This is a genomic window from Pseudomonas sp. Irchel 3F3 (assembly GCF_900187545.1).
Classification (GTDB): Bacteria; Pseudomonadota; Gammaproteobacteria; order Pseudomonadales; family Pseudomonadaceae; genus Aquipseudomonas; species Aquipseudomonas fortuita.
This window is the reverse complement of the sequence record NZ_FYDS01000001.1, coordinates 627773-654491: the sequence shown is the minus strand read 5'-3', so window position 1 is coordinate 654491 and position 26719 is coordinate 627773. Positions and strand designations below refer to the sequence as shown.

At 57.9% G+C, this 26719-nt stretch carries 26 protein-coding genes; 17 read left to right on the top strand and 9 right to left on the bottom strand.

Translation table 11 applies throughout. The features are described 5' to 3' along the window. Positions 1–23: 23 nt before the first annotated feature. Entirely contained in the window at positions 24–3296 is a 3273-nt protein-coding gene (locus tag CKW35_RS03045; protein WP_256583343.1) for an SNF2-related protein, read from the bottom strand. A gap of 316 nt (positions 3297–3612) precedes the next feature. Here CKW35_RS03045 and CKW35_RS03040 point away from each other — a divergent pair, with 316 nt between their 5' ends. After that, positions 3613–7245, top strand: coding sequence for an SIR2 family protein (locus CKW35_RS03040; RefSeq protein ID WP_256583342.1), 3633 nt, complete (start codon positions 3613–3615; stop codon positions 7243–7245). 304 nt (positions 7246–7549) lie between these two features. Here CKW35_RS03040 and CKW35_RS03035 read toward each other — a convergent pair whose 3' ends face one another. Beyond that, the gene (locus CKW35_RS03035; protein ID WP_095115008.1) at positions 7550–8059 is read right to left on the bottom strand and encodes a hypothetical protein; all 510 of its coding nucleotides are present in this window, start codon (positions 8057–8059) and stop codon (positions 7550–7552) included. Further along, positions 8056–8184 carry an antitoxin Xre/MbcA/ParS toxin-binding domain-containing protein gene (locus CKW35_RS28810; RefSeq protein ID WP_371855217.1) on the bottom strand — a complete coding sequence of 43 codons (129 nt, stop codon included), beginning with the start codon at positions 8182–8184 and terminating at the stop codon, positions 8056–8058. Before CKW35_RS28810 ends, CKW35_RS03035 begins: the two co-directional genes overlap by 4 nt. A gap of 135 nt (positions 8185–8319) precedes the next feature. Between CKW35_RS28810 and CKW35_RS28490 the strand changes: the two genes are divergently transcribed. Beyond that, positions 8320–8613, top strand: coding sequence for a hypothetical protein (locus CKW35_RS28490; protein WP_256583341.1), 294 nt, complete (start codon positions 8320–8322; stop codon positions 8611–8613). 33 nt (positions 8614–8646) lie between these two features. Here the strand turns inward: CKW35_RS28490 and CKW35_RS03025 are convergent, their stop codons facing one another. After that, positions 8647–9051: a hypothetical protein gene (locus CKW35_RS03025; RefSeq protein ID WP_095115004.1), complete on the bottom strand. Its 405-nt coding sequence runs from the start codon at positions 9049–9051 to the stop codon at positions 8647–8649. Between the two features lie 187 nt (positions 9052–9238). Here CKW35_RS03025 and CKW35_RS03020 point away from each other — a divergent pair, with 187 nt between their 5' ends. From CKW35_RS03020 to CKW35_RS03010, 4 genes are all read left to right on the top strand, one after another. Beyond that, complete coding sequence (locus CKW35_RS03020; RefSeq protein WP_095115002.1) at positions 9239–9529, top strand: helix-turn-helix domain-containing protein; 291 nt, start codon at positions 9239–9241, stop codon at positions 9527–9529. Between the two features lie 216 nt (positions 9530–9745). Further along, on the top strand, positions 9746–9910 hold the full coding sequence (locus CKW35_RS28235) for a hypothetical protein (protein ID WP_159971655.1): 165 nt from the start codon (positions 9746–9748) through the stop codon (positions 9908–9910). A 160-nt stretch (positions 9911–10070) separates the two neighbouring features. Beyond that, positions 10071–11009 carry a LysR substrate-binding domain-containing protein gene (locus CKW35_RS03015; RefSeq protein ID WP_095115000.1) on the top strand — a complete coding sequence of 313 codons (939 nt, stop codon included), beginning with the start codon at positions 10071–10073 and terminating at the stop codon, positions 11007–11009. Beyond that, positions 11002–11361: an MmcQ/YjbR family DNA-binding protein gene (locus CKW35_RS03010; RefSeq protein ID WP_016486459.1), complete on the top strand. Its 360-nt coding sequence runs from the start codon at positions 11002–11004 to the stop codon at positions 11359–11361. Before CKW35_RS03015 ends, CKW35_RS03010 begins: the two co-directional genes overlap by 8 nt. Positions 11362–11419: 58 nt before the next feature. Here the strand turns inward: CKW35_RS03010 and CKW35_RS03005 are convergent, their stop codons facing one another. After that, positions 11420–11833 (bottom strand): DUF1294 domain-containing protein, encoded by a 414-nt coding sequence (locus tag CKW35_RS03005; RefSeq protein WP_016486458.1) that lies wholly within the window; start codon positions 11831–11833, stop codon positions 11420–11422. After that, positions 11826–12656, bottom strand: coding sequence for an undecaprenyl-diphosphate phosphatase (locus tag CKW35_RS03000; RefSeq protein WP_031312576.1), 831 nt, complete (start codon positions 12654–12656; stop codon positions 11826–11828). The genes CKW35_RS03005 and CKW35_RS03000 overlap by 8 nt, the downstream gene beginning before the upstream one ends. A 300-nt stretch (positions 12657–12956) precedes the next feature. Between CKW35_RS03000 and mcpP the strand changes: the two genes are divergently transcribed. The 11 genes from mcpP (at position 12957) to CKW35_RS02945 (ending at position 24688) form a co-directional block, all read left to right on the top strand. Further along, positions 12957–14591 carry a methyl-accepting chemotaxis protein McpP gene (mcpP, locus tag CKW35_RS02995; RefSeq protein ID WP_016486456.1) on the top strand — a complete coding sequence of 545 codons (1635 nt, stop codon included), beginning with the start codon at positions 12957–12959 and terminating at the stop codon, positions 14589–14591. Between the two features lie 113 nt (positions 14592–14704). Continuing rightward, positions 14705–15271, top strand: a complete 567-nt coding sequence (gene pnuC / locus CKW35_RS02990; RefSeq protein WP_016486455.1) for a nicotinamide riboside transporter PnuC — start codon at positions 14705–14707, stop codon at positions 15269–15271. After that, entirely contained in the window at positions 15268–15837 is a 570-nt protein-coding gene (locus tag CKW35_RS02985) for an AAA family ATPase (RefSeq protein WP_016486454.1), read from the top strand. Before pnuC ends, CKW35_RS02985 begins: the two co-directional genes overlap by 4 nt. A 297-nt stretch (positions 15838–16134) precedes the next feature. Further along, entirely contained in the window at positions 16135–16575 is a 441-nt protein-coding gene (locus tag CKW35_RS02980; protein WP_016486453.1) for a hypothetical protein, read from the top strand. A gap of 1 nt (position 16576) precedes the next feature. Beyond that, the gene (locus CKW35_RS02975) at positions 16577–17155 is read left to right on the top strand and encodes a hypothetical protein (RefSeq protein ID WP_016486452.1); all 579 of its coding nucleotides are present in this window, start codon (positions 16577–16579) and stop codon (positions 17153–17155) included. A gap of 50 nt (positions 17156–17205) precedes the next feature. Beyond that, positions 17206–18657: a hypothetical protein gene (locus tag CKW35_RS02970; RefSeq protein ID WP_016486451.1), complete on the top strand. Its 1452-nt coding sequence runs from the start codon at positions 17206–17208 to the stop codon at positions 18655–18657. A gap of 61 nt (positions 18658–18718) precedes the next feature. After that, positions 18719–19399: a C39 family peptidase gene (locus CKW35_RS02965; protein ID WP_016486450.1), complete on the top strand. Its 681-nt coding sequence runs from the start codon at positions 18719–18721 to the stop codon at positions 19397–19399. A gap of 45 nt (positions 19400–19444) precedes the next feature. Then, positions 19445–20197 (top strand): hypothetical protein, encoded by a 753-nt coding sequence (locus tag CKW35_RS02960; protein WP_095114998.1) that lies wholly within the window; start codon positions 19445–19447, stop codon positions 20195–20197. A gap of 46 nt (positions 20198–20243) precedes the next feature. Continuing rightward, positions 20244–21524, top strand: a complete 1281-nt coding sequence (locus tag CKW35_RS02955) for a hypothetical protein (RefSeq protein ID WP_016486448.1) — start codon at positions 20244–20246, stop codon at positions 21522–21524. 138 nt (positions 21525–21662) lie between these two features. Further along, positions 21663–23864, top strand: a complete 2202-nt coding sequence (locus CKW35_RS02950; protein WP_095114996.1) for an LTA synthase family protein — start codon at positions 21663–21665, stop codon at positions 23862–23864. A gap of 95 nt (positions 23865–23959) precedes the next feature. Continuing rightward, the gene (locus CKW35_RS02945) at positions 23960–24688 is read left to right on the top strand and encodes a thioredoxin family protein (RefSeq protein WP_016486446.1); all 729 of its coding nucleotides are present in this window, start codon (positions 23960–23962) and stop codon (positions 24686–24688) included. A gap of 163 nt (positions 24689–24851) precedes the next feature. On the opposite strand, the gene ureG is transcribed toward CKW35_RS02945, so the two are convergent. From ureG to CKW35_RS02925, 3 genes are read right to left on the bottom strand one after another with little or no spacing between them, the layout of a single operon-like run. After that, positions 24852–25475 carry an urease accessory protein UreG gene (ureG, locus tag CKW35_RS02935; protein ID WP_010953755.1) on the bottom strand — a complete coding sequence of 208 codons (624 nt, stop codon included), beginning with the start codon at positions 25473–25475 and terminating at the stop codon, positions 24852–24854. A gap of 11 nt (positions 25476–25486) precedes the next feature. After that, a complete protein-coding gene (locus CKW35_RS02930) occupies positions 25487–26161 on the bottom strand; it encodes an urease accessory protein UreF (protein WP_095114994.1) in 675 nt (224 codons plus the stop codon). Beyond that, positions 26161–26706: a HupE/UreJ family protein gene (locus tag CKW35_RS02925; protein ID WP_095114992.1), complete on the bottom strand. Its 546-nt coding sequence runs from the start codon at positions 26704–26706 to the stop codon at positions 26161–26163. Before CKW35_RS02925 ends, CKW35_RS02930 begins: the two co-directional genes overlap by 1 nt. Between the last annotated feature and the right edge of the window lie 13 nt (positions 26707–26719).

Below are 26719 nucleotides of genomic sequence, written 5' to 3'. Positions count from 1 at the left end.
TGACCTCAGCAGCGAGAGTTATCTCATCTATCTCCAACATCCCTGTCGGTTTCGCCATACCCTAGGATGCAAGCGACAATCCGCTCTTCCCAGCGTCTGCGCAGGTCTACACCTTGGATTCTTTTCAGCAAGACCTCTAGGGCGATAGGGACCGCTCTGAGGCTTGGCTCCAAATCACGCAAACGTGTCATGGACGCCCGTTTTCCTTTTTTCAGCATGAGTTCCGCGCTACGCGGGTGGACCAACTCCAGCCAGACATCGGCCAACTGCGCCCAATCCGGAGTTAGGTCCTTTTCCTCGACGCCCTTGTCAAACAGGTCTAGCAAATGCTGAACCTGCTGAGCCTGATCATCTGAAGTAATCCAGTCGGGGTAGCTTGACCACAAGGCCACCGCCCATTCAAATTGCGCTATCGCACGCTGCTTCCGCTTAGGCAGAAGCATCTTCTCCATCTCACCCAGCCTGCCCAGGAACGATTGCAACATCCCCATTGCCGCCCTCGTAGGGTTGAGGCTCTGCAACTCATCCGACAGCCGTGCTCTCAGCTGATTCACGGTCTCGCGCAGGTCTGTAGTCGGTTTGTCAGACGAGTCGGACAGAAAAATCCACCTGGGTGCACGCGCGTGCTCCCCAGCTAAGCAGAGGAACACCCATGGCTCAGCTGATTGGACGACGCTCACGCGCGACAAGACTTTATTCGTTTCGTTTTTATAAAGCTCATAAACATCAGGATTGATCAGCGCCTCAGGACCGGACGTCAGCCCACGGACTGGCGAGAATGCATCTTCTATCCCATCCCAGTACCGTGACTCACGGGAGCGCATGAGATCTTCGAAATACTCCCGAGTGATGATCTGATCGTCATGCTGTCCACGCATGTCTTCGGGAAGCAGCAGATTTCCGCCAATTAAGGTGTCTACTTCACGCATCCGGTAATAAAACGTTTCATCAGACCTCAAGGCGAACTCCGGACTGTCTTTAGGCCACCAGACTTCAATCTGGGTGTGACAGGAGTCCATCCTGTCAATTCGTCCGACCCGTTGCTCGGCAATCCGAACAACGCTTGGCATGTCCAGGTGCATCAGCGTGGAAGCCCGCTGTAGATTGACAGACTCAGACAGGGCTTCGCTGCACAGCACTATCAGTTTTCCCTCATACTGCGATTCGGGGTTAAGCAATGACTGAATATGTTCGTGACTACGGCGATTACCCCCAACCCCCAAAAGCACGTCGAAATCCTCGTGGCCCGCTTTAGATTCATTCAAAAGGTGCAGGAAGTAGCGCAACGTGATTGGGTAGTGGTCGAACGCCAGAATATGATCATGCCGTTTAAGAAGCTCGGTCAGAAATTCAACCTTCCGTTTCTCACGATAGCCACTCATTTGCTTGAGGCGCTCCCGAATTGCGGAATAGATTGCCCACTCTTCCTCACAAGCCCGTTTATGTTCTACAGGGTCAGTGAGCCAAAGCGGCAACTCGATACCAAGGCGGTTTTCGGGGATATTGCCTGCAAGCTTCCCCGTGCGCTCTAACATATTGCCGGCTTTGTCATCACCTTTCAGATCATGAGCACTCAATCCCATACGCGTCCAAGCCGCATGTTCTCCCTCGATGTGGCGGTACAAAGCCAACCGCGAAGAGCGAAGTCCCGACATCACGTGATACAAGGCCAAGGTACGGGCTGCCTTCAGCCTTATGCGCAGATAGAGTTCTGGCGTAACGCCGTGTTCCCTATAGCTGTCCGGGAGCACTATAGTTTTCTGAAAATGAGAAACACCTTTGAAATTTAGCGCCAATTCGCGAATTTCTCTCGCAAGCTCCCTATCCTGCTCTGGCTCTCCAAGCGTGTAACATTCAGAAAGTTGCTTTGGATACCGGCAGACTCGACCTCCTGGCAGCCGATACGCTTCCGGATCAAGGTCAACCATCGCGTTGAACTGTGGTTTTGTCCGGCGAACAGTAAAACTAGCGACCCCGGTCTGGAGCGGCGGGAGATCATTATCATGAATGTCAGCATGCCCCTGCCCAAAACTCGTCAAACGCTCAAACACCGCCAAAGTGTCGTCATCAAAATTATCCGCCCCGAGGATATCGATCAAGCGCAGTAAGTCAGTCCTGGAACGATTGATCGGGGTAGCAGTGAAAAGCACTACCTGGTCGGCCAAATTCGATTTGAGAAACCTCGTGCGCTTTGATCCTTGATTCAGAAAATTATGTGCCTCATCAACGCCCAGGGTCTGAGCTGAAGACAGGTGAGTCGCCAAGCTAGACACGTCCTCAGCTTTCAGCCTGCTCAGCAACCCATGAGAGGCTACGGCGATGTTGTAACCGCACTTGGCTGACTCTCGCTCCCAGTTTTTCTTTACCAATGGAGGGCAAATCAGCAGCATTGAGCCCTTACGCCCCCTGGCTAAGGACCAATTCCGATCAAGTATTGATCGAATCAAGTGCGCGCCCAGACGTGTCTTTCCGGATCCAGTGGCGTCTGCGATGAGGACCGCGCCCACGGTGTCCAGCAGGTATAGCGCCTGCGCAATGCCCTGGCGCTGCGATGGCCAGAGTTCGACAGGATCAGCCTGAAATAGTGAGTCCAGATACGACTGAGCCCAGTCGCTTTCCAGCAGCTCGCCGCAGGCCCTAGCCAAAGCCTCTTGCCACGTGACGAATTTGAGAAGGTCCTCCAACAGTTCTATGAAGGCGTCTTCTGCGTTTTTCCCCAAGCACCAAAAGTATTCAGCCAAACTGCTTGTCTCATCAAATCGTGCCTTTTCCCCACAGGTGAAACGCACGTTGGCTTCATGCTGGCTATGAAACCCCGGCGCCGTGTAATTGCTTGATCCAACAGTCACAGCGCCCGCTGAGCAGTACATTTTTGCGTGCAGTCGCCTGTAGCCTGTTGGATAGCGGATCTGCACATGACCGGCATGAATCAGCTCGATGCAATGCAAGACCTGGCCGCACAAGGACAAAGAAATTCCGCGCTCAAGCCAATAGGCGCGCATTTCCGCAGAAAAGTCATAACTCCTCAGATTGATTTTGGGGTTCTGTGTGGTGATGGGATCTGAGCCAAGAATGATGCGCAGCGGGTCCTTCCCTACCCCTCGTCCCGTGATCAGCTGAATCAGTTGCTCCAGTCCCCCGAAGCCAGTCACAACCATCCCGCCCCGTTCATTGCAGAGATCACGGTCAACAACTGAGTGGACAGTGCGCTTGCCAAGGTTCAGGGGCATTCGGGACTGATCGGGCAGGTTTCCATCGAAACCGTTCTGCTCAGAATCAAAAAGTGAGCCTTGCATAACCACACCTCGACGCGAACGTGGATGAGTGGAGTAGGTTACGGCGATTTCGCCGCCACGGTTCGCGAGCCGACTGAGGGCATTTGGCCCTCTAACGAGGCGGGATAGTGACGTTGGGCCGAGCGAGACATTGCGCTATCCCATAACACGAGCGGTCCCTACCTGCTGGCTGTTCGAAAGGTACTTGCGCCAAGGCCTGGCGAATACAAAAACGCTGCTCAAGCCTCTCCAAAGGCGATTCCCGATCGTCAATCTTCGACGTGCTGGACCAATCGCCACGCCCACAGCCTGGAGAACCGCGGGAGGGTCAAGTACGATGGCCATACGCTATCGCGCTGAAATTTACCTCGGACGGACGTCATATATGGACTTTGCTGATCAGAAAGTAACATCTCTCCAAGATTACCCTGCGCTCAAGAAGCTAGCAGGCGTACTCTGGCGCCAGGATGCCTCGTATCGAGGGGCCGCTGTAATGGTCGGGGCAGGTTTTAGCCGGTGTGCTGCACAAAGTGGCGAAAGTTCACGACAGATGCCGCTGTGGATGGATTTCTCACGGAAACTCGCGAATGAACTGGATCCTAAAGATCCAAATTTAGCGTATCAAGACCCCCTGCGTTTGGCTGAATTATACAAGGCTCAATTCGGACAGCAAACACTCAATGACTTGATCCGAGCGGAGATCGATGATTCAGCATGGTCGCCCGGTGTCTTGCATACCAAGCTGTTGCAGCTCCCTTGGTCCGATGTTCTGACAACTAATTGGGACACTCTTCTTGAACGTGCCAGCCAGCGTGTTCATGACCCAATTTACAGCACTGTGACTAAGCAAACCGACTTGGCTGCCGTTACTTCACCCCGCATCACCAAGCTTCATGGCACGGTCAATATTACCGAAGAGTTGATATTCACTCAGGAAGACTACCGCCGCTACCCTGAAACTCACGCAGCGTTTGTAAATTTTTCTCGCCAAGTATTTATCGAGAACGAGCTATGTTTACTGGGCTTCTCTGGCGATGATCCTAATTTTTTACAGTGGACCGGTTGGGTCCGCGATCATCTGCAAAGTCAATCGCGTAGAGTGTACTTGGTAGGTGCCCTGAATCTTTCAAGTGCTAAAAGAAAATATCTCGAATCTATTAACGTGGCGCCCATCGATCTATGGGATGCAGTGAAACATCTGGACGACCCAGGCCTTCAGCACCTACAAGCTACAGAACTGTTTATCAGCGCGCTCAATAATCTCAAGCCTAAGCATGCCTCCGAGTGGAGACCGCAGTCGATCGAGAATCTTTCTCTCGAAAATGCAGTATCAGCAATGGAAGCTGACCGTAAAAGCTATCCGCACTGGATGGTCTGTCCTTATGGATTGCGGTTTATGCTGCAAGGACAATATGGGTTCAGGAGTATAAACCCCACTACTTTAGATGCATGCACGCCGGAACTGCGCGAGCGGATTTTATATGAGGTATCCTGGCGTTACGGCATCACCTTTGACGCGCTGCCAACCTGGCTGCTTGATGCCTTAGTTAGCGTCATTAAGGAACCAGTGACTCTACCTAGAAGACAACAAATTGAAATCGCCTTGACCCTGCTAAATTCTGCTCGTTGGTCCATCGGCGAACTAGATAAGCTAAGCAAATTTGAAGATACAGTAATTGCACATATAGATGCTTTAACACAGCATTGGCCTGATGCCGCCACAGAAGTTGCTTACTTCAAAATCAACCGCGCTAGGCTCAATCTTAATTATGCAGAGGTGGAAAGCAGTGTTCTTCTGCTCCCTGAACACTCTCCGGAATGGAAGCTGAGAAAATCTGGGGTGCTAGCTGAGCTTGGGGAAATTGAAAAAGCGACGAAGCTGATTCAAGACGGCCATGCACAACTCATCGAGCAGCATAGGAAAAGCCCGAATTCAGTACAAATTTTATCAAGGCTTGCATGGGCAGAGCTTTTGATGAGAGTTGTCGATTTCAAAGATGACACCAGATCTAACGCTCTACCCAAGGCTATCTTATCTAAATGGAAGTGTGATCCTTGGGACGAGATTGAGCACCTCAAAGGCAAAGTAAGAACGCGCCTTGATGAAAATGACAAAAAATCATCAGTCGAACCATATTTTCAAGTTGGTCGATACAAAGACAATTCGAAAACCATACGCTTCAACAATGAGGTTCATGTACTTTTAATTGCTGACGGCCTTATGCGGTCGACAGGCTTGTTGCCAACCTACCATGGTGTAAATGTATTTTCGGCCCAGTTCGAACAAATTGCTTTCTTGGATGAGCTTTCAGAGCGCGACCGCATGGGGCTCTCGTTGCGATTTTCTACTCTTGACACATCGGACAACCTAAATCGCGTATTCTCACGAGTCAATGTCGCAGCAGCCACTGAAGAGACGATTCAAGAAACCAAGCAGCTGTGCCGAAATGCAATTACCTACTATTCAGAAAAATATATCTCAAGTGGAATTAGCAAAAGCTTTGCAGCTTCAAGAATTCGAGTGATGCTTGAGGTGTACGCTAGGCTAATCGTGAGGTCTACGCCTAATGAAGCAAAAGAAGCCTTTCAGTTCGCGATCAGCCTGAAAGACAGCGCAATTATTCGACATTTATGGACACGTAAGGCGTACGGCAACTTACTTAACTATAGCCTTGCGTCCATTCCCGCTAGCCAGCAGAACGAATTAGCTGAGGCAGTTCTGAGCTTCCCGCTGCCAAGCGAAAAAAATAGCTATGAATGGCCCGAGCTAATCATAAATAACCCAGGATCAAGGGGAACCAATCCAAAAATATCACTGAGAATCCTGGAGATGATTGAGTCAATCGCGAAATCTACGATCGCACCTCGCCCCTTAATAACCAATCCAGTAGAAGGTATCCCCAGTGATTTGGTGGAAAAGCTCAATCAATCGAGTTCTCTACCGGGCATTAGCACTTCTACCATCGCGCGCCTTCTGCCATTGGTGACAAAGGGATTCACCACCGAGACAGAGAACATTCATCTAGCTACTGCGATATATGGACCCGACTATAAATTTGATACTCTCCCAAACACAAACTTGTACCCTCACATATTTAGCTTGCTGCCATCGTCTGACCGGAAAAAAACGGATCAACTCATTAGAGAACGCCTGTATCAAATCCCAACACCCTTTGAGTCGAGTGATCTAGATAAGCTGACATGGGCGTCACGAATCACTGACAACAGGTTAGCGCCTACTCCGGATCAAGCTCTCGCGTGCTTCAATCAGCTGGCGGTATGGAGGCGATCAAATGACGATAGTCCTTCCCAAATTTTCTCCAATCGAGTACCACTAGGACCAATGATTGCGGAGGCTCTCGCAAGCAGCATCGTGCCATATCTTGTCAAAGAGCAGGTTACCACAGATCTAATCTTGCGATTTAAAGAGTTTTCTTCGCAAGAAAACTTCCCCGCCACAACTCTGACATACTGCTATCTTACTCAACATATTCCAGAATTGAGTACCGAGCTGGCCAGAACAATTAGACAGGGACTCCAAGATAAAGACGCGACCAAGGTCATGTTCGCTGCCCGTGCTGTAGCGAAGGCAAAAGAGTTGGGTTTAGATGAAATAGCAGACAAGTATATCCCTAGGGTTATTTATCTAATCGAATCTGGCAGACCTGCTGTAATACCCCCTTTGTTGACGGTAGCTTGTGACCTAGTTCGCCAGTCCTGGCTGGGCAATGAAGACATCGCAACTTTGGCAGAATGCTTGCCTGACCTATTCGAAAGCACCTCTTACGCTACCCAGCACTCTATCACGAAAGAAATAGTTTTTATTTCAGCGATCAGGACTGGCTGCGTTAAACTGGCGCAAGCCATTATAACATCCAACACAAACACGCATCACCCAGAGTTGAAGTCTCTCTTGGATAACGCAATAAACGACCCGCTTCCAGAAGTTAGGTTTTATAACGATAACTGAGCAAAACACTAAAATCAGGTGTGAGAGGAATGGATGCCAGTCTAACTCCTCTCACTCCCTTAACTGACTTCTTTGATGGCAACATTTCAAAATTTGACAATGTGTAGTTACTTTCAAAAATATAGAAGACTATACAGCTTCTCATCGTCATTTCTGGTACCTTTCTGCCGGAACGGCGGGTCGGCTCATGACACCCTGCCCCATGCCAATAACTACTATATCTGCATGCGATGATGAGATGACCAACTACTCCTCAGTATTAATCAGAAGACGCCCGCCCTCCACTGCTTGGCCACGCAGTAAGTCAGTCACACAATTCATCCACGCTATAGCCCCAGTCCTTCAGGAGTTCATCCAGAGCTAACGATATCCTTGATTCCGCCATCAGCTCTGCTGGAGTAAAACTCAGCGATACAGCAATCGCCTTCGCGAAAGTGTCCAGCTCGCAGGGGGCGAACGGCCAGATCTGGATATTCATTACCGCCGTTTCAAATGGCTCACACCACTCCACCTTCTCCACAGCATCTTGTATCTCAAGCCAATCGGCCATCGATAATGCATAGGTCTTACGATACCCGTCTGCAAGCATCGTGTGGAGGCTAAGGTAAGAATCCCCCGCCACCGCGAGCCGAGGATGACTGAAGCAACGTACAGAGTGAGACTCCAGTCTTGGTGATGACACGACGCTGCGCACGTGGCCGAAATCCACTGTGCCTTGCTGAAATTCCCAGTCCAACCTCTGACGGAGGTAGCTTTCAAGGCCAGGACGGTTGGCCATCACAGTGTGGAAGTGATAGACGGCCTTGAGTTTCACACCCCCACCCCGCTTTCCAACCGTCGAATCAGCGTGTAGACCTGTTCACACCCTTCGCTTGAGGCCAAAAGCTCAGACGGGCGCCGGCCACCGAGTCCAAGACACTCCTGGTTTACCCACCTCACAGAGTTATCTTTGAAAAACCAAAGCAAGAGCGCCACACATTTCACGTAGGCGTCTATGTGGCCGGCTTTACTAGTGAGCACTGAGTCAGGCTCCGTTACGTCTCGGTGCAGATGACAACAGGCCCGGAGCCACCCTTGCTGCTCAACCACATTCGCTTCAGCCCCACAAACCTCGCAAGTACTCGCGGAGACCAATTCTGCAATGTCGAGAAGTCGATCAACCACCCTATCACCACCTCGATGGTACACACGCAACTGCCCAAATTTTTGCTTGACCTGTGTGATTTCGACCCTCAATCGCTCCAGCTCTGCATAACGCTCGACAAGCTGGAGATTTGCCGCAATAAGATCGAACCACCCATTCATGCACTCGAATGCAAGACCGTCCTCCGCACTTCCCTGCCCAGCGAAGAGGCTGGAGAACCGTGATACCAGTCCAATTTCTAGAGGGCGATACATTTATCAGTCACCCTTGGACCACATGGTCTTAGCCTCTAGGGCAGCAAGCTCAGCCGGATAAACCCTGCCGTCACTCAGCTCATACACAAACTTTGGTCCAACCTGCCTGATTTCCTTTATCTCCTCCATTAGCCAGGTATCGCGCTCGTTCAGCCATGGCGGCGAAACCAATTGGACACTTCTAATGAATGCCTCCGGAGTATCCCGGGTTGCCAGGGCGAGTACGTAGGGTGCTATCGGAATCATCATCTGCTGGCGACACACCACTTCTTCATCGACTGTCTCATAGGTTACGTAGAACCATTCATTGTTGGCCGTCTGAGAGATGTACGCCCACCGGTGAGTGCCCTCCTCCGGGACAAAATAGATGCTGGGTTGCAGACGTGCCTGATCGTTGGTTTCGAACATATTATTTATCCATCTTCAAGGAAGGAGCCGATTCGCCAGAGACGGCTGCTGCCGTCTTGCCATCATTGCAATAAACGTAGAGAGGGGCCGAGCCCGAGAAAACGCACAAAAAACCACAGAACCGGAAGTATACTTCCTGTTCCTTTGCGTGCGCAACGTGTTGAATACTCGCTTTTGAGCGCTGCGCATGGACTACAACGAAGCTTTTGGGAGCGTTTTTCGCTCCGTTCGTCTGCATCGAGGCCTCACTCAGGAGGCGTTTCAGCCCGCCGCTACTGAACGCTACATCCGTAACATTGAGAAAGGGGAATACTCAGCGTCGATCGCGTTGGTGCGTGATCTGTGCGCTAAGTTGGGAATTAGCCCTATCGCATTGATGGCTATGGCTGAAGCAAAATATGCAGAACGAAACCCAGAAGATTTGATAAAAATCGCTACCACAGAAATCCGCGATATAAATAAGAAAAATTCAACATGACATTTTTATACAGTTTGAAAAGAATCGCGCCCACTACATCGGAAAATTGCTAGCCACCTCTGGCCGTAACCAGCCAGTCTTAGAAGACTTGTGCGCACACAACAATCAGCTGCCGATCGAGGCCAACGAACAAAAAATCCGCTAGGCGCACCCTATAATAAGGGGAAATAAGATATCGATTTCCTACGATAGTCGTTCAAGCGATTCAGCAATGATATGAGCATCATCCACCAATTCAACCACGGCAAGCAGTTGCTTGAACGTTCCATCGATGCGGAGCAGGACCTCGACATCCGGGAAGAGCTGATCAAGTTGAAGGGTGCAGAAATCGATGCGGTGCCTGAGCGCCAATGCCCCGAGAAAGCCGAAAACGTCGTCTAGGCATTCTGCTCTAAAAGTGTACGTACTCATGGTGTTCCTCCCGCCACAGCGAGGTGGCTATGCTGAGATCTGACGGGTCTTGGTCAGAGGGTAGGCAGGCTGAAGCCGAGGAGCCTCATTTTGCCTATAGTCAAAATGGATTTGGGTGTTTTTCTGTTTTATGTCAGTCAGTTACGCTGGATTTGAACGTGGTGATGCCCACAAAAACAGCTACCTTTTCTACTTTGCCCGCGTGGTCGAAGCCGGCGGTTTTGCCGCCGCCGGGCGTCAATTGGGCATCCCCAAATCGCGCCTGTCGCGGCGGATTGCCGAGCTGGAAGAGCGCCTGGGCACCCGCCTGCTGCAACGCACCACACGGCAGCTGAAGCTCACTGCGGTGGGCGAACGCTACCTGCACCACTGCCAGGCCATGCTGCTAGAGGCCGAAGCCGCCGATGAAGCCGTGGCCAGCATGAGCAGCGAGCCGCGCGGGCGCTTGCGGGTGTCATGCCCGGTGGCGTTGGCGCATGCCTTTCTGCCAGATGTGATCAGCCGCTTTCTTGCCCAGTACCCGCTGGTGCAGCTGGACATGGTGCTGCTCAACCGCCGCGTCGACCTGATTTCCGAAGGCATCGACGTCGCCCTGCGCGTACGCGACCTGGGCGACGAAGACCCGGCCCTGGTGACTCGTCGCCTGCGCCAGGCGCAGATGCAACTGGTGGCCGCGCCCGGTTTCGCCGACCACATCCGCGAACCGGGTGAGCTGGCGTCACTGCCGGTACTGGGCGCCGCCGAAGCAGACCGGCTGGTGCACTTGCGCCTGCTCGGCCCGCATGGCAAACAGCATGAAATTGCCTTGGAGCCGCGCTTGGCCATAGATGATTTCGTAGTACGTAACGCCGCTGTACGGGCCGGCTTGGGGTTCACCGCGCTGCCCAGCATGTTCTGCGAAGAAGAGCTTGAGCGCGGCGAACTGGTGCGCCTGCTGCCAGACTGGTCACTGCCAGGCGGCTACCTGCAGGCGGTGTACCCGCACCGGCGCGGCGTACTGCCTGCGGTGCGGGTGTGGATTGATCACCTGGCGGCATCATTCGAGGCCTGTGGAGAGCGGTATGTCTGAAAGGAAGATGAGCGAAGCCCAGGTGGCCGCGTTTTGCCTGAGCCTTCCGGGTGCACGGGAAGACTACAAGTGGGGCGGCATCCGGGTGTTCTCGGTGGCGGGCAACAAGATGTTCGCGGTGCTCGACCTGGCGGGTGCGGGGCTGTCGTTCAAAGTGGCCGATGAGCTGTTTCTGGGCTACTGCGATCGCCCAGGGGTGCGGCCTGCGCCTTATCTGGCGCGGGCGCGGTGGATCAGCATGGCGCTGCCCTACCCCATGGGGCGTGATGAGCTGTGTGATGTGTTGCAGCGTTCGCATCAACTGGTGGTGCGGCGATTGCCCAAGCGGTTGCAGGCAGGGTTGTTGATCTAGTCAGCCTGTATCGGCCTCTTCGCGGGCAAGCCGGCGAAGAGGCCGATACAGGCAAAAATCAATTGAAAGGCAGATAACGCCCCTCAAAAAACAGCCAGTGGGCCCAGAACACCTGATGCATCAGCACAATCCCCCAGAACACCAACTGGTACGAAACCTTACGGGTTTTATGCCGGAACAACTGCTGGGCCAATAGCGCACCCGGCCACCCACCCAGCAATTCGCTGGCGTGCAGCACCTTTTCTGGGGTGCGCCAGGCCTGCGTACGCGCCTGCTGTTTATCCTGCCAGTACAGCAACAGGCTGATGAGGCTCATTGCCGGGTACAGCGCCAACGGCCACCAGGCCTGATGGCTCCACCCCATGCGTACCGCTCCCAAGCCGGGCAACAGGCAAAGCAAGCCCAACAGCAGCAATTTCAAGCGCACGTTGCGCACGCCGTCAGCCCTTTGCCCGCGCAGCGCCTCAGCCATGTGCTGTAGACCAGTCAACCCAGCCGAACTGCCAGGTCGCCAGAATCAACAGCCCGAAAACGATGCGGTACCAGGCAAATGCCGCATAGCTGTGGTTGGCAATGAACTTGAGCAGCGCACGCACCGCGATCATGGCGAAAATGAACGAAGTCACGAACCCGATGGCAAACACCGGCAAGTCACTTGGCTGGAACAGGTCGCGGTACTTATAGCCCGAGTACACCGCCGCACCCACCATCGTCGGCATCGCCAGAAAGAACGAGAACTCGGTCGCCGCCTTGCGCGACAGGCCGAACAGCAGGCCACCGATAATGGTCGAGCCGGAGCGCGAAGTGCCCGGGATCATCGCCAGACACTGGACGAAACCGATCTTCAGCGCATCGCTCCAGCGCATGTCGTCTACATGGTCGACCTGCACGCGGTGCTCGCGACGCTCAGCCCAGAGCATGATGATGCCGCCTACCACCAGTGCCGTCGCCACGGTGACCGGGTTGAACAGGTACTCATGAATCAGGTCGGCGAACAATACGCCCAGTACCACCGCCGGCAAGAACGCCAACAGCAGGTTACCGGTGAAACGCCGTGCCTTGGGCTGGCTGGTCAGACCAGATACCACATCGAGAATCTTGCCGCGAAACGCCCACACCACTGCCAGGATCGCCGCCAGCTGAATGATGATGTTGAAAGCCATGGCCCGTTCACCGCCAAACCCTATCAAGTCGGCGACGATAATCTGGTGCCCGGTGCTGGAGATCGGCAGAAACTCCGTCAGCCCTTCGACCACGCCTAAGATGATTGCCTGAAAGGCAGTCCAAAAATCCATCATTCCCCCGGATGGAGCGCTGCCTGTTGCACGCCCCTTGTTCTTGATTTGCTTGAAGTTGCCGCACGCGGCCCGGCTGTTTTACAGCGACTGTTGGTCGCAACGCCAGTAGAAAAGTTCACGGCTGCTAAAGGTTTCATCTTGCGCGGCCGAAATCCTGACAGAGCCCCTTTGCAATCGCTTTACGCGACCTGCTACAGACTCTGACAAAGATAGCACCTAGCCATTAGTCGAGTGGGGCCTTGCCGCAAAGCATGCTTGGATGCACCTCTATAAAAAGAACAATGCGGGAGCTCGTGGATGAAGACCTTGAGATCAATGTCGATCAGCCGTCGCTTGTGGCTGATCCTTGTAGTGGCAGTGGCCATGCTGGTGGTGCTGGGCCTGCTGATGCTGCGCCAGATCCACGGTGACCTGTACCAGGCCAAGGCGGAGAAGACCCGCCACGTGGTGCAGACAGCAGCCGGTGTGCTGGCCTATTACCAGGGGCTGGAGGCGGCCGGTGCACTCAGCCGCGAAGCCGCCCAGCAACAGGCGCTGCAAGTGGTGCGAGCGCTGCGCTACGACCACGACGACTATTTCTGGATCAACGACCTGGGGCCGAAGATGATCATGCATCCGGCCAACCCCAAGCTTGACGGCCAGGACCTTTCGGCCATTCGCGACCCCGACGGTTTTGCCGTGTTCAACGAGATGGTCGCACTGGCCCGCCAGCAGGGCGCCGGGCCGGTGAACTACCGCTGGCCCAAGCCGGGCGCCAGCGAGCCGGTGGCCAAGACTTCCTATATACAGCTGTTCAAGCCGTGGGGCTGGATCATCGGGTCGGGCGTATACGTCGATGACGTGCAGGCCGAGTTCGCCCGCCAGCTGCGCGACGCCTCGCTGGTCGGCGTGGGCATTGCCCTGCTGATGGCGCTGGTGGTCTTGCTGATTGCCCGCAGCATCGCCCGCCCCTTGCAGGAGGCCGTGCAGGCCATGGGCAACATCGCCAGCGGCGAGAGCGACCTGACCCGTCGCCTGGATACGCATGGCCGTGACGAAATCACCCATTTGGGTGAGCACTTCAACCGTTTCAACGGCAAGCTCCAAGGGGTGGTCGGCCAGTTGCAGGGTGCAGCCCATGCATTGGCCCAGTCCGCCGGGCACGTCGGTGACAATGCGGGGGCCGCACAACAGCGCAGTGCCCAGCAATCGCTACAGATGGACCAGGTGGCCACCGCCGTGAACGAGGTGACTTACGCGGTGCAAGACGTGGCCAAGACCGCCGAACAGGCCGCCGGCGAAATGCGCACTGCCCAGCAGCAGGTGACGCACGGCCAACAGGCCATCCACGGCAGCCTGGCACAGATCGATCGACTGTCGCTGACCATTGATCAGGCCGTTCAGGTAATCCGCGACCTGGCCGGGCACAGCACGCGCATTGGCGGCGTGCTGGATGTCATCCGTTCCATCGCCGAACAAACCAACCTGCTGGCGCTGAACGCGGCCATCGAGGCCGCGCGGGCCGGCGAGCAAGGCCGCGGCTTTGCCGTGGTCGCCGACGAGGTGCGCCTGCTGGCCCAGCGCACCGCGCAGTCGACGGCCGAGATCCATACCATGATCGCGCACCTGCAAAGCCAGTCGGACGCGGCGGTCAAGGCGATCGACACCAGCAGCGAAGCCTCGCGCCAGACCGTGGAGCAAGCCCGCGAGGCCGGCGCCAGCCTGGATGCCATCAACCAGGCGCTGAACAACCTCACCGCCTTGAATGCGTCCATTGCCAGCGCCACCTTGCAGCAGGCGCATGTGGTCGAGGAGATCAACCGCAACGTGCTGGATACCGCCGGTTTGTCCCAGCAGACTGCCGATGCGGCGCGGCAGTCCAGTGATGCCGGAGTGGCGTTGGGGCAGTTGAGCGAGGAACTGGAACAATTGCTGCGCCAGTTCCGGGTCTGACCTTCAGATTGCCGGGGGCGCTTTGCGGCCCCGGCCACCTGACGCCCTACACCTTCCCCAGCCGAACCGCTACAATCGCGCCCTTCCCTCGATAGACTCTCCAAGGATCGCCGATGTCCGGCCTTGAACTCATCGCCGCCGTCCTCGGCGTTACCGCTGTCTGGCTAACCGTCAAGCAGAACGCCTGGTGCTGGCCGATCGGGCTGGTCATGGTGCTGATCTATGGCTGGCTGTTCTTCGAAGTCAAGCTGTATTCGGGCATGCTCCTGCAACTGGCCTACGCCATCCTGCAACTGTACGGTTGGTGGCAATGGAAGCGCCCCGGCCATGCTGAAGATGCCCGCCAGGTCTCCCGCCTGCAACGCCCTGCACTGCTCAGTGGCCTGGCTGCCGGGCTGCTGTTGAGCGCAGCCCTGGGTGCAGCCATGGCCAACTGGACTGATGCCGCCCTGCCCTGGCTCGACGCCACCCTCACCGGCTTCAGCCTGGTAGCGCAACTGTGGATGGCCCAGAAGCGCCTGCAATGCTGGCCGCTGTGGGTGGTGGTGGACATCGTCTATGTGGGCCAGTACCTGCACCAGCAGCTGTATTTCACTGCGGGCTTCTTCGCCGTGCTTACCCTGATCGCCGTGCGCGGCTGGCTGGAATGGCGTCGGGATCCGGCGTTGGTACAGGCATGAACGCAGAGCAGCCCATGAAGGTCCTGGTACTGTGCGGCCCCGAATCCAGTGGCAAGAGCTGGCTCAGTGGTGTGATTCAGGCGCATTTCGGCGGCGTGGTGGTGCCCGAGTACGTGCGCCACTTCATCGACCAAGAGTGCCGCGATACCTGCTACGCCGATATCCCCACCATCGCCCGGGGCCAGCTGGCCTGGGAGGACCGGGCCCGCGAGCAGGCCCCGCCACTGCTGATCCTTGACACTCACCTGCTCAGCAACATGCTCTGGAGCCACGCCTTGTTCGATGACTGCCCGCCCTGGCTGGAACAGGCACTGCTTGCCCGGCGTTACGACCTGCACCTGCTGCTGAGCCCACAAGGCGTGGACTGGGTTGCTGATGGCCAGCGTAGCCAGCCCGATCTCAACGACCGCCAACGCTTTTTCAACGACAGCCTGGCTTGGCTCAAGCGGCACCACCAGCCACACCAGATACTTGAAGGCAATTGGCCACAGCGCCAATTGCTGGCCCTGCAAGCGGTTGCTACACTGCTTAATAGCGATACGCCAGCATGCCCGACCGAGTGTTAAGCCTCTGAGACACACCGGTGGGGCAAAGCCCCCGAAAATGCGGGGCCTGCCCCCGCATCGGGGTCACTGTCAAGCCAGTGAAACACCCCTGCAAAAACCCTTCCAGTCAAAGCCACTGCTGGCTTGGCCAGCAATCCCCCGGGCTATCTGTATCAACCCTGAGACAGAATACGCCGCAGATTCTCAGCCCTTTGCTTTAACCCATTGATCTGCAAACGCTTCTCAAAAGCGGCACACCTTCTGCTCTGTTGTTCGCATCGCTGAACAGGGCCAGCGCACAAAGAAGGAGTTGCCGTCGTGAGGAAGAGTGACAAACGCCTCTATCACCTGGTACTGCTGGGTTGTGTATTCGGGTCACTGAGCCTGACGGCCCAGGCGGACAACGGGATCATCATCATCAAGCGCGATGTGCAGGTGCGCAATGCGACGATACCGCCCCTGATCCCTGACCCGAGCCCTACTACAGTCAATGCCAACCCTTCTGCCTACGTGCTCAAGCAGACCAACGAGCTGAGTGATGGCGATTTCGCCAGCATCAGCAGTGGCGCAGGCATCAGCAACATGATCACCCAGCAAACCAACAACCTGGGTGGCCACCTCGGCAATCAGAACCAACTGCCCAACCTGTCGGGTGGGCGCGGCACCGGGGGATCGGGCAACGGGATCGCGAACATGGTCAACTCAAGTGTTCAGCGCGGGCTCGCTCCGTTGCAGATCCTGACAGGCGGGGGCAAGTGAGATGAAGCACATGCTGCTGATTCTGGCCACCCTGTGCAGTGCGCCAGCCCTCGCCCAGTCCCTGGTGCCCGTCATCAACAACGCCGACATCGACGATTCCGGCAGCCGCTATCAGGGCAACCTCTCTGTCAACCAGGCCGCGGGTGACAAGCAGCAACAGGTCAATGCCCGCGCCATCGCCGTCGGGCCGCAAGCGAACGCCAGCACACAGATCCGGCAACGGCTCAACACGCCGGCTGACCCTGCGATGGATGCCCGCTCAACCATTCAAGGCAACGCATTCAGCAACGGCAGTGGCGCACTGGGTGTCAACCAGAGCGCCGGTGCCAATACCCAGCAAGCCAATGCCCTGAGCATCAGCCTCAGCGCTCAACCGCAAAGCATCGACGACAGCGTCCTCATGCAGCAGAACGTGGCGCTGCTCAACAACTCCGATCCAGCTGACACCGCACTCGGCCATCGCCAGGTCACCACCAGTGACCAGGCATTCACCGGTAGCCGTGGGGTGATCCAGCTGAATCAGAGTGCCGGGGTGGGAAACCGAATGGCCAACACCTTGAGCATCCGGGTCGCGGATTGACCCAATCAGTTAAGAACAACACTTAACCTAATAAAGTACGGAGAATCACCATGAAACCCTCGATGGCAATCAAGCCTCTGGTGTTCGCAATTGCTGCGGTCATGGCTGTTGCTGTACAAGCTGGACAAAACGATCGGCGCAACGACCACCACAACGGCCACAATAACAATGGTCAGCACACGCCTCCACCCACCAAGATCCCTGTGTATGCAACGGCCAATGCCTGGGATACCCAAAGCAGCACCAACAATCGCATCAGCAATCAAGGCACCATCAACGAAGCCGAGATGAGTGACTCGGGCACAGGCTCCAGCGGCAACGTTGGTATCAACGTCGCCGCCGGTAACGGCAACCAGCAAGACAACGCCGCTGCCATCGCCAATGCCGGCTCCGAGTCGAGCCTGGACAACAGCTTCGTGTTCGGCATGGCCAATGCCACTGCCGACGTTGAGCAAACCAGCAGAAACAACCGGGTCGACAACTATTCGACCCAGTCTTCGGCTGTGATGAGCGGCTCGGCCAGCGGGGCTGAGGGCAACATCGGCATCAACATTGCCGGTGGCGACCTCAACCAACAGAAAAACACCATGGCCATCGCCAACACGGGTGCCCCACTGGGTAACGCCACTGCCACTGCTTCCGCCAACCAGGACGGCCCAGGCCTGACTGTGAACAACAGCGCAGACCGCACCTACCGGGTTGATACGATTACCATCACCACCTCGGCAAGCGGTTCGAGCTCGCGCGATGGCACGTTCAACTCGACCGACGACCGCAGCTCGTCGTCGAGCTTCAGCGTGGCCGGCTCGCAAAGCGCCAGCTCCAGCGGCTCCAGTGGCTGGAACTCCAGCGGCTCGGCATCCAGCAATGCCAGCGGGTCCAACAGTTCGACCGCAAGCGGCTCTAACAGCTGGGGTGCCAGCGGCTCTGCCAGCGGTAGCAACAGCTCGTCGAGCAGCGCCAACCTGAACGCTTCGCTGGATGCAGCAGCCAACGCTACGCGTACCCTTACCACCGATGATGGCCGTCGCGAGCGCACCCGCTCCAGCAGCTTCGATGGTTCGCTGAATGCGTCGCTGGACGTATCGGTCGACAAGTCGCACGAAAGTGCATACGACTCGTCGTTCGAGAAAGCATTCGACTCCAACTACGACAAGTCGCATCAATCGTCGTACGACAAGTCCAAGGACTCTTCGTACACCAAGTCGCACGACTCTTCGTACGAGAATGCTTCGGCGTCTGACTTCTCGAAGTCTGGCGAAAAATCGAAACAATCCTCGAACGACGTTTCGAAGAGCTACAGCGAAAGCAGTGCTTACGACTTGAGCAATACCGTGTCCTTCCAAGTGCTGACCCCGACCGGCTGGGCCAACCCTGTTACCAATACTGCAACCCTTAGCGGTTCGGTGAACGGTGGCAGCGGCAACCTGGGCGTGAACGTGGCGGCCGGTGTGGGCAACCAGCAGAGCAACTCGCTGGCCATCTCCAACACCTCGTTCTAAACGCTGCGCTTGAGGCCCCCTCCGGGGGGCCTTTCTCCAACACACCGTAAGGCACCCGATCATGCGTATTTTCGCCTTGGCGTTTTTGCTGTGCCTGGCCAGCGTGAGCGAAGCTGCACAAATGCCGCTGTCCGTCCTGCCGGGCGGCGCCGTGGTGTTCAAGCCTCTCCAGAGCGTGCGCGAACGCAAATTCGCCGACCTGGTGCAACAAAAAACCGACTTCAGCTGCGGCGCCGCCGCGCTGGCCACCATTCTGCGCCAGGCCTACTGGCTGGATGTGGACGAACATCAGATCATCGAAGGCATGCTGGCCCACGCCGACCAGAACCTGGTGCGCACGCAAGGCTTCTCGATGCTCGACATGAAACGCTACGTCGAAAGCCTGGGCATGCGTGCCCGCGGTTACCGCGTGGCACCCGACACCCTGCACAGCGTGCGCATCCCGGTCGTGGTGCTGATGGATGTGCGTGGCTACAAGCACTTCGTGGTCATGCAGAAGGTCGACAAAGGCTGGGTCTACATCGGTGACCCGGTACTGGGCCACAAACGCTACAAAGTCGAAGACTTCCTCAAGGGCTGGAACGGCATCATCTTCGCCGTGATCGGTCAGGGTTACGACAAGAACAACATCCTGCTCGACCCGCCCCTGCCCCTGACCGCCAAGGGCCGGGTGGACACCTTCACCCCGGTGAAGGACAACGAGCTGCTGGACTTCGGCTTCATCAAAAGCGACTTCTTCTAACGACTGTTCTAATGACAAGGAGCATGATGCTCCAGGGAGCATTTCATGAAGACTTCATTGTGGCTGGCCATGGCCTGCCTGGCTGCCAGCTTGCCAAGCCACGCCGAGGCGTTGAAACCCATTGAACTGAAGGACCAGGAGTTGGCAAACCTGCGTGGCCGCTATGTGATGCCGGGGCGGATCGTCAGCTTCGGCATCGTCATGAGCAGCACCTGGCAAAACGCCAAGGGCGATGTGATCGGGGCGACCTCCACGCTTCAAGTTCAGCAATCGACCATCAAGCCCCAGTTCTATGTATCGATGATTGATGAAAAAGGTACAGGTACTGCCTCGACCAGTGCGCCCTCTGCCGGGACTGGCGTGGTCACCGGCGGCAATGGCCTTGCCACTACCGAGGGTGTGACCCAGGTGGTACGTGCGGCCGGCGACAACAACACGGCCTACAACAACGTCGATATCAACGTTACCAAGGCCAACCAGGCCCCCGCCGTGAAACAGCAAGGCCAGGTGCTGGCCGCCGGCCAGACCCTGCTCGGGGAAAACGGCGCCGGCTCGCTCAGCGTGTCTTCAAGCGGCGTAGGTGTGCAGCTCAACATCAATGCCAGCAACAACCAGGGCAGCAGCGTGCAGCGCCTGGCCCAGGGGGGGCTGATGCAGAATTCGACTTTGCTCGGCAACGGCAACCGGGTCAACAACATGACATCGTTGAATGTCGTCATGCGCGAGAACGTGCCGACAGCGGCTTCGCTCAATGGCAGCCTTGACCAGCTCAAAGGTCTTCGCACTTTCGGATACTGATCTACGCTCAGTCTCATCAAAAGTAGTTGGAAGGGACGGCAACTCCATGTACCGATCTTTAACGCTCAGAGCTTTTGTGTGTTTGACTACCCTGGCCCCCGCCACCGCACTCTACGCAGCCGCCGATCCACAAGTGGAAGCGCTGAAACAGGAACTGATCGAGCTCAAACGCCGCTACGAGGCCCAGCAACAGGCACTGATGGTACTTGAACAGCGGGTGCGCCAGGTCGAGGAGGCCCCGGCAGCGGCGCCGCCCAAGCGCCTGGTCAAGTCCCCCGCCGAAGGGGTCAAAGGCGCGCAGACCGTCGCGTCAGGCACACCGGGGGCCACAGGCAGCTCCTACGGTCAGGCGCTGACGGCCGATTCCGAACCGGCGCAAAGCGTTTCCAACCTGTATGACGAAGCCAGCGGATTCTTTGGCGGAGGCAAGTTCAGCTTCGAAACGGGTGTTACCTATACCCATTACGATACCCGTGCGCTGACGCTCAATGGCTTCCTGGCGCTGGATTCGATCTTCCTCGGCAGCATCAACCTTGACCGGATCAAGGCCGACAACTGGACCCTGGACATGACCGCGCGCTACAACCTGGCGCAGCGCTGGCAGTTCGACATAAACGTCCCCGTGGTGTACCGCGAATCAACTTACTCTTCCGGCGGTGCGGGAGGCGCCGGGGCCAGTACCTCCGATGCAACCGTCACGCGCGACCCGGAAATCGGCGACATCAACGTTGGCGTGGCCTATAAGTTCCTCGACGAGGACGAAACCTGGCCTGACGCCGTTGCCACCCTGAGGGTCAAGGCGCCGACCGGCAAGGACCCCTATGGCATCAAGCTGCGCGAAGTGGACGGCAACAGCAACCTGTCCGTCCCGGACAGCCTGCCGACCGGCAACGGCGTGTGGTCGATCACGCCAGGCATCTCGCTGGTCAAGACCTTCGACCCGGCGGTGCTGTTCGGCAGCCTCTCGTACACCTACAACATGCAGGACTCGTTCAGCGACATCAGCCCGCAGGTCAACAGCAAGGTGCCGGGTGACGTGAAGCTGGGCGACTCCTGGCAAATTGGCGGCGGTATCGCTTTTGCCCTGAACGAGAAGATGAGCATGTCGTTCTCGGTGTCTGACCAGTTTGCCCGCAAGAGCAAGATCAAGCCGGACGGTGGCGACTGGCAGTCGATCTCCAACAGTGACTACAACGCCGCCAACTTCAACATCGGCCTGACCTTCGCCGCCACCAACAACCTGACCATCGTACCCAACCTGTCCATTGGTCTGACCGACGATGCCCCCGACTTTTCCTTCAGCCTGAAATTCCCTTACTACTTCTGAGGCTTGCCCTCGGCCAGGCCCGCGCTAGCGGGCCCGGCTTTTGGTTACCAGCCTTGTAGCAAACCGCTTTCCCTTCCCCGGCCTGTTATCATCCAGCACAGATGCATGACGATTTAATGGCAAAAGGGAAGTTTTTTTGTGAAGAACCTGTCAGACCACCCGCGTACCCGGCTTGCCGCGTTGGCAGCCTTGGTACTGGTGATCCCACTGGGTACGCGCGCCATGCTGGGCTGGTCCAACCCGCTCGGCTACCTGTCCGACCTCGCCCTCGGCAGCCTGCTGGTATTGCTGCTGCACCGTCGGCCATGGTGGCTGGCCCTGCCGGTGCTGCTGGCCTGGGCAGCGCTGTGGGTGGCCTCGGCCGAACTGGTTAGCGCGGTAGGCCGGCTGCCAACCAGCGCCGACCTGACCTACCTGGTCGACCCGCAATTCATGGAAAATTCGACAGGTGGCGGCCTGGCGCACCCCTGGCTGCCCCTGACCCTTACTGCCGGCCTTCTGGGCTGGCTGGTCACCGTCTGGCGCGGCCGTACCCAACGCAGCATGCCGCTGCCCCGCAAGGCATGGGCCATTCCAGTGCTGCTGTTCGGTGCTCACTGGGGCAGCCAGCAGTTGGCACCCACCGACGCCGACCAGTGGCGGCAGTACAACCTCACTCACCAACTGATGTCAGCCGGTGTCGGCAGCCTGGAGCGCACGGTCGAAGGCTGGATGGGCCACACGCAAACCTTCACACCGCTGGCCAGCAGTGGCCTGACCCAATCCGACCTGAACGGGCAGCGGCTACTGGCCGGGCCAGGCAGCGCTCGCAACCTGCTGGTCATCACGGTGGAAGGTATCCCCGGCGCCTACCTGCGGCCCAACCGCCAGGCCCTGCACAGCCGCTTCGATGAAGACCCGATGCCCAAGCTCAGCCAATGGGCCGAGCGCGGCATGAACACCCCGGACTACGTGCTGCATACCCACCAGACCATCCGCGGCCTGTACGCGATGCTGTGTGGTGATTACGACAAGCTGGCCAATGGCACGCCCAAAGGCGTAGAGCTGCTGACCCAGAACGAACGCAACCAGGCCTGCCTGCCAGCGCAACTGCGCCAGGCTGGCTTCACCACCCACTACCTGCAAGGTGCCGGCCTGCGCTTCATGGCCAAGGACCGCATCATGCCGCATATCGGTTTCGACTCGGTGCATGGCCTGGAGTGGTTCCGCAACAAGAACTACCTGGACTTCCCGTGGGGCAAGGATGACCGGGCGTTTTTCGAAGGGGCGCTGGACTATGTCGGCCAATTGCAGAAACAGGACAAGCCATGGATGCTGACCCTGCTCACGGTGGGTACCCACCAGCCTTACTCCGCCCCAGCCGAGTACCTTGAGCGCTATGCCACGCCAAAACAGGCAGCGGTTGCCTACCTGGACGACGCGCTGGGGGCTTTCCTCGACAACCTCGAACGCCAAGGCGTGCTAAAAGACACCCTGGTGGTAGTGACCTCCGACGAGTCCCATGGCATCGACGGCGTGCGCCTGGCGTCGTCCTGGGGCTTCAACCTCACCCTGGCGCCAGAGCAGGCGCAGTTGCCGCCTGTCAAACGCGGCACCTATGGCCATATCGATATGGCCACTTCCCTGCTCGACTACTTTGCGCTGCCTATCCCCATGGCGCTTGGCGGCCGTTCGCTGTACCGCGACTACGACACAGGCCGCGAGATGATTTCCTACACCAACGGCATGCTGCGCTACCACGACGGGCAGGGCGTCTTCACCGAGTGTGACTTCCAGCAACGCTGCCGGCGTTACGCCAGCGAGGGTTTCATTGCCGACCAGGCCCGCTACCTGGGCCAGGGTGACAGCTTGCTGGGCCAGCAGATCGGCGCCCTGGCCGGGGTGCTCGACCAGTCACTGCTGCAAACCCCGCTCAACCTGCGTTACCAGTTCGGCGGCCCTTCGCCGATCAAGTTGCGCAAGCGCATTCACGATGACTGGGCCGATAACCTGATCGGCGCCCAGTACCTGGAAATGCCGGGAGGCTCTCATACCCGCGTGCGGGTCAAGGTGCGCTCGCTGGACCCCAAGCGTGTGGCCTACATCCAGCTCAAGGCCAAGCAACTGGAACAGGACGTACCGCTGGGCTTGCCTGCTGAACTGAGGGTCACCGCCGACGAACCCCTGGAAATGGAGTTCAGCTTTGACAACCCGACCGAGCGCAAAGCGTTTTCCTTTCACTTGCTAGGCTACGGCGGCGGCAAGGTTGAAGTCAGCGACTTCAGCGTGATCACCGCGCTGCCCGGCGAAGATGACGCAGAAGATGAACTGGCCGAGGGGCATATCGCCCATTCGGGCTGAGCGACGTACCGCTCATCGCATGGCCACCGGTGCCTGTCGAATAGAACAGAGCGTGCTCGTCTAGTGTGTGAATCCCCCAGCGTGGAGACAGCACCATGAGCACAAGCGAAAGCAGGCATCCGGTGGCTTCCCGTAGCCAGTGGCTGGCGGCCCGCCAGCAACTGTGGCTGCACGAAAAAGCCTTTACCCATCACCGCGACGCATTGGCAGCAGCCCGTCGCGCCCTGCCCTGGGTCAGGGTCGAGCACGACTATCAGTTCCAGGGGCCGGACGGCGAACTGAGCCTGGCCGACCTGTTTGCGGGGCGCAGCCAGCTGTTGCTTTACCACTTCATGTTCGCCGAGGGCTGGAGCGAAGGCTGCCCCGGCTGCTCGTTCCTGGCCGACCATTTTGACGGTGCCAATCTGCACCTTGCTCACCACGATGTGTCGCTGGTGGCGGTATCGCGAGCGCCGTATGCCGAGTTTCAGGCGTTCCGTCGGCGCATGGGCTGGCAGTTTCCCTGGTACTCGTCACAGGGCAGTGGTTTCAACGAGGACTTTGGCGTCAGTGTCGGCAGCGAGGGTGAACGGCAGTACAACTATGCGCCGTATGACGGCAGTGAAAGCGAACTGCCCGGCTTGAGTGCGTTTTACCGCGAACCGGACGGCAGCGTGTACCACACCTACTCCACCTACGCCCGCGGGTTGGACATTCTGGTCAACACGTACAACTTCCTGGACATTGCGCCACTGGGGCGCAACGAAAGCGGGACTATGGACTGGGTGCGGCACCATGACCGCTATGAAGGGCAGCCAGACAAGCCACACTGCTGCCACAACTGACCAAACCAGACGCAATCGTTGCTGGAGCGGCCTTGTGTCGCGAAAGGGCTGCAAAGCAGCCCCCGGATTTCAGCGCGGACGCGAATACTGCCGGGGCCGCTTCGCGGCCCTTTCGCGACACAAGGCCGCTCCTGCAAGAGCCCGCGCAGTACGGATATCGCTATTAGCCACGCACACCCAGCATCCCGCGCTCGACAATGAAATCAATCACTGCCTGCAACCCCTCACCCTTCTTCAGGTTGCTGAAGGTCCACGGCCGCTGCGGGCGCATGCGCTGGGTGTCGCGCTCCATCACTTCCAATGAAGCCCCTACATAAGGCGCCAGGTCGGTCTTGTTGATCACCAGGAAGTCCGACTTGGTAATGCCTGGCCCACCCTTGCGCGGAATCTTCTCGCCTTCGGCCACGTCGATCACGTAAATGGTCAGGTCAGCGAGCTCCGGGCTGAACGTGGCGCTGAGGTTGTCACCGCCGCTTTCGACGAAAATCACTTCAAGGTTGCCAAACTTGCGCGCTAGCGCCTCGACGGCAGCCAGGTTCATCGAGGCGTCTTCGCGGATCGCCGTGTGCGGGCAGCCGCCCGTTTCCACGCCCACAATGCGCTCCGGCTCCAGGGCGCCAGCCTCGGTCAGGATGCGCTGGTCTTCCTTGGTGTAGATGTCGTTGGTGACCACGGCGATCTGGTAATGGTCGCGCATGGCCTTGCACAACGCTTCCAGCAGTGCAGTCTTGCCGGAACCGACCGGGCCGCCGACACCGACGCGCAGGGGTTGTTGATAGCTTTGCATGAAGGCAGTCCTCAGGAACGGAACAAACGGGTGTATTGAGTTTCGTGACGCGATGACGCAATGGCCAGCAATGGCAGGCCGCCACCGAGCTGGTCATCGCCCAGGGCCAATGCCCGGTCGAGGGCTGCCGGCAAGCCGGTGCCCAGGTCGCGCAGCAAGGTCTGGGCAGCCTGCTGGCCGAAAGGCACCAGCTTGACTCCGGCCATTACCGCGCCCTCCAGCCAGGCAAAGCCATAGCCGAGGGCCAGCGGGCGCAGCGGGATTGCCCAGTGCGCAGCCAGCCAGGCCATGCCGCCCAGTTGAGTCAATTCAAGGCTGGCACGCCAGGCCGGGGCCTGGCCCAGTTGCCAGCCATCAAGCAGCCGGGCCAGTGCCGCGCCGCGCTGCTGTTCTTCCAGGCGCAACTCGGCGGTCTCGCGGTTGGCCAGCAGAAAACGGCTCCAGTGGGCGAACGCCGCGGCATCCTCGGCCTGGCAAGCGTGGTACAGACGCGCCAGCACCGGCCAGTCGAGGCAGGCCAAGGTGTCGTCGACCTGCTCCCGCTGCCAGGCCGCAAAACCGTCCGCGCCCCTTACCCAGCCCGCCTCGACTGCCCACTCCAGACCTTGCGAGTAGGTGAACCCCCCCACCGGCAAGCCGGGGCTGGCCAGCTGCAGCAGGCGCAGCAATGCCAGGTCGCTGTCCATCAACCGGCCAGCACCAGCGCGGCGCCGGCCAGCAAGCCACCGCCAAAGGCCTTCTGCAGGCCACTGTGCCGGCGCAACAGGCAACCGACCGCAAAGCCCGCCGCCAGCAGCAAGCCGCTGACCGCGACAAACCCTGCGCTGAATTGCCAGAACGCGCTTGGCGTGGCTTCCACCCCATGAGCCCAGCCGTGGAACAAGGCAAACACGGGCATGGCCATGGCCAGCAGCAACTGGCGGCTCGGCAGCAGCACTGCCCCGGCAGCCACCAGCAGCGACAGGGCGATCAAGGTTTCCATGCCCAGCATGTCGCCAAACAGGTGGCCACACACCGCGCCGCCAAACATCGCCCCCAGCGTTGCCAGGGGCAACGTCAGGCTGCGCCCGGTCAATGCAGCGAGAACCCCGGTGCCCAGCAGCATCAGCAGGTGGTCAAGGCCGGTCAGCGGGTGCAACAGGCCGTCCTGCAGCGGGTTGCTGTCATGGCCAGGGTGGGCGAAGGCTGGCAGGGCCAGCATCAGCAGAAACAATGCGAGCGTCTTTTTCATTGGTTGCTCCAAG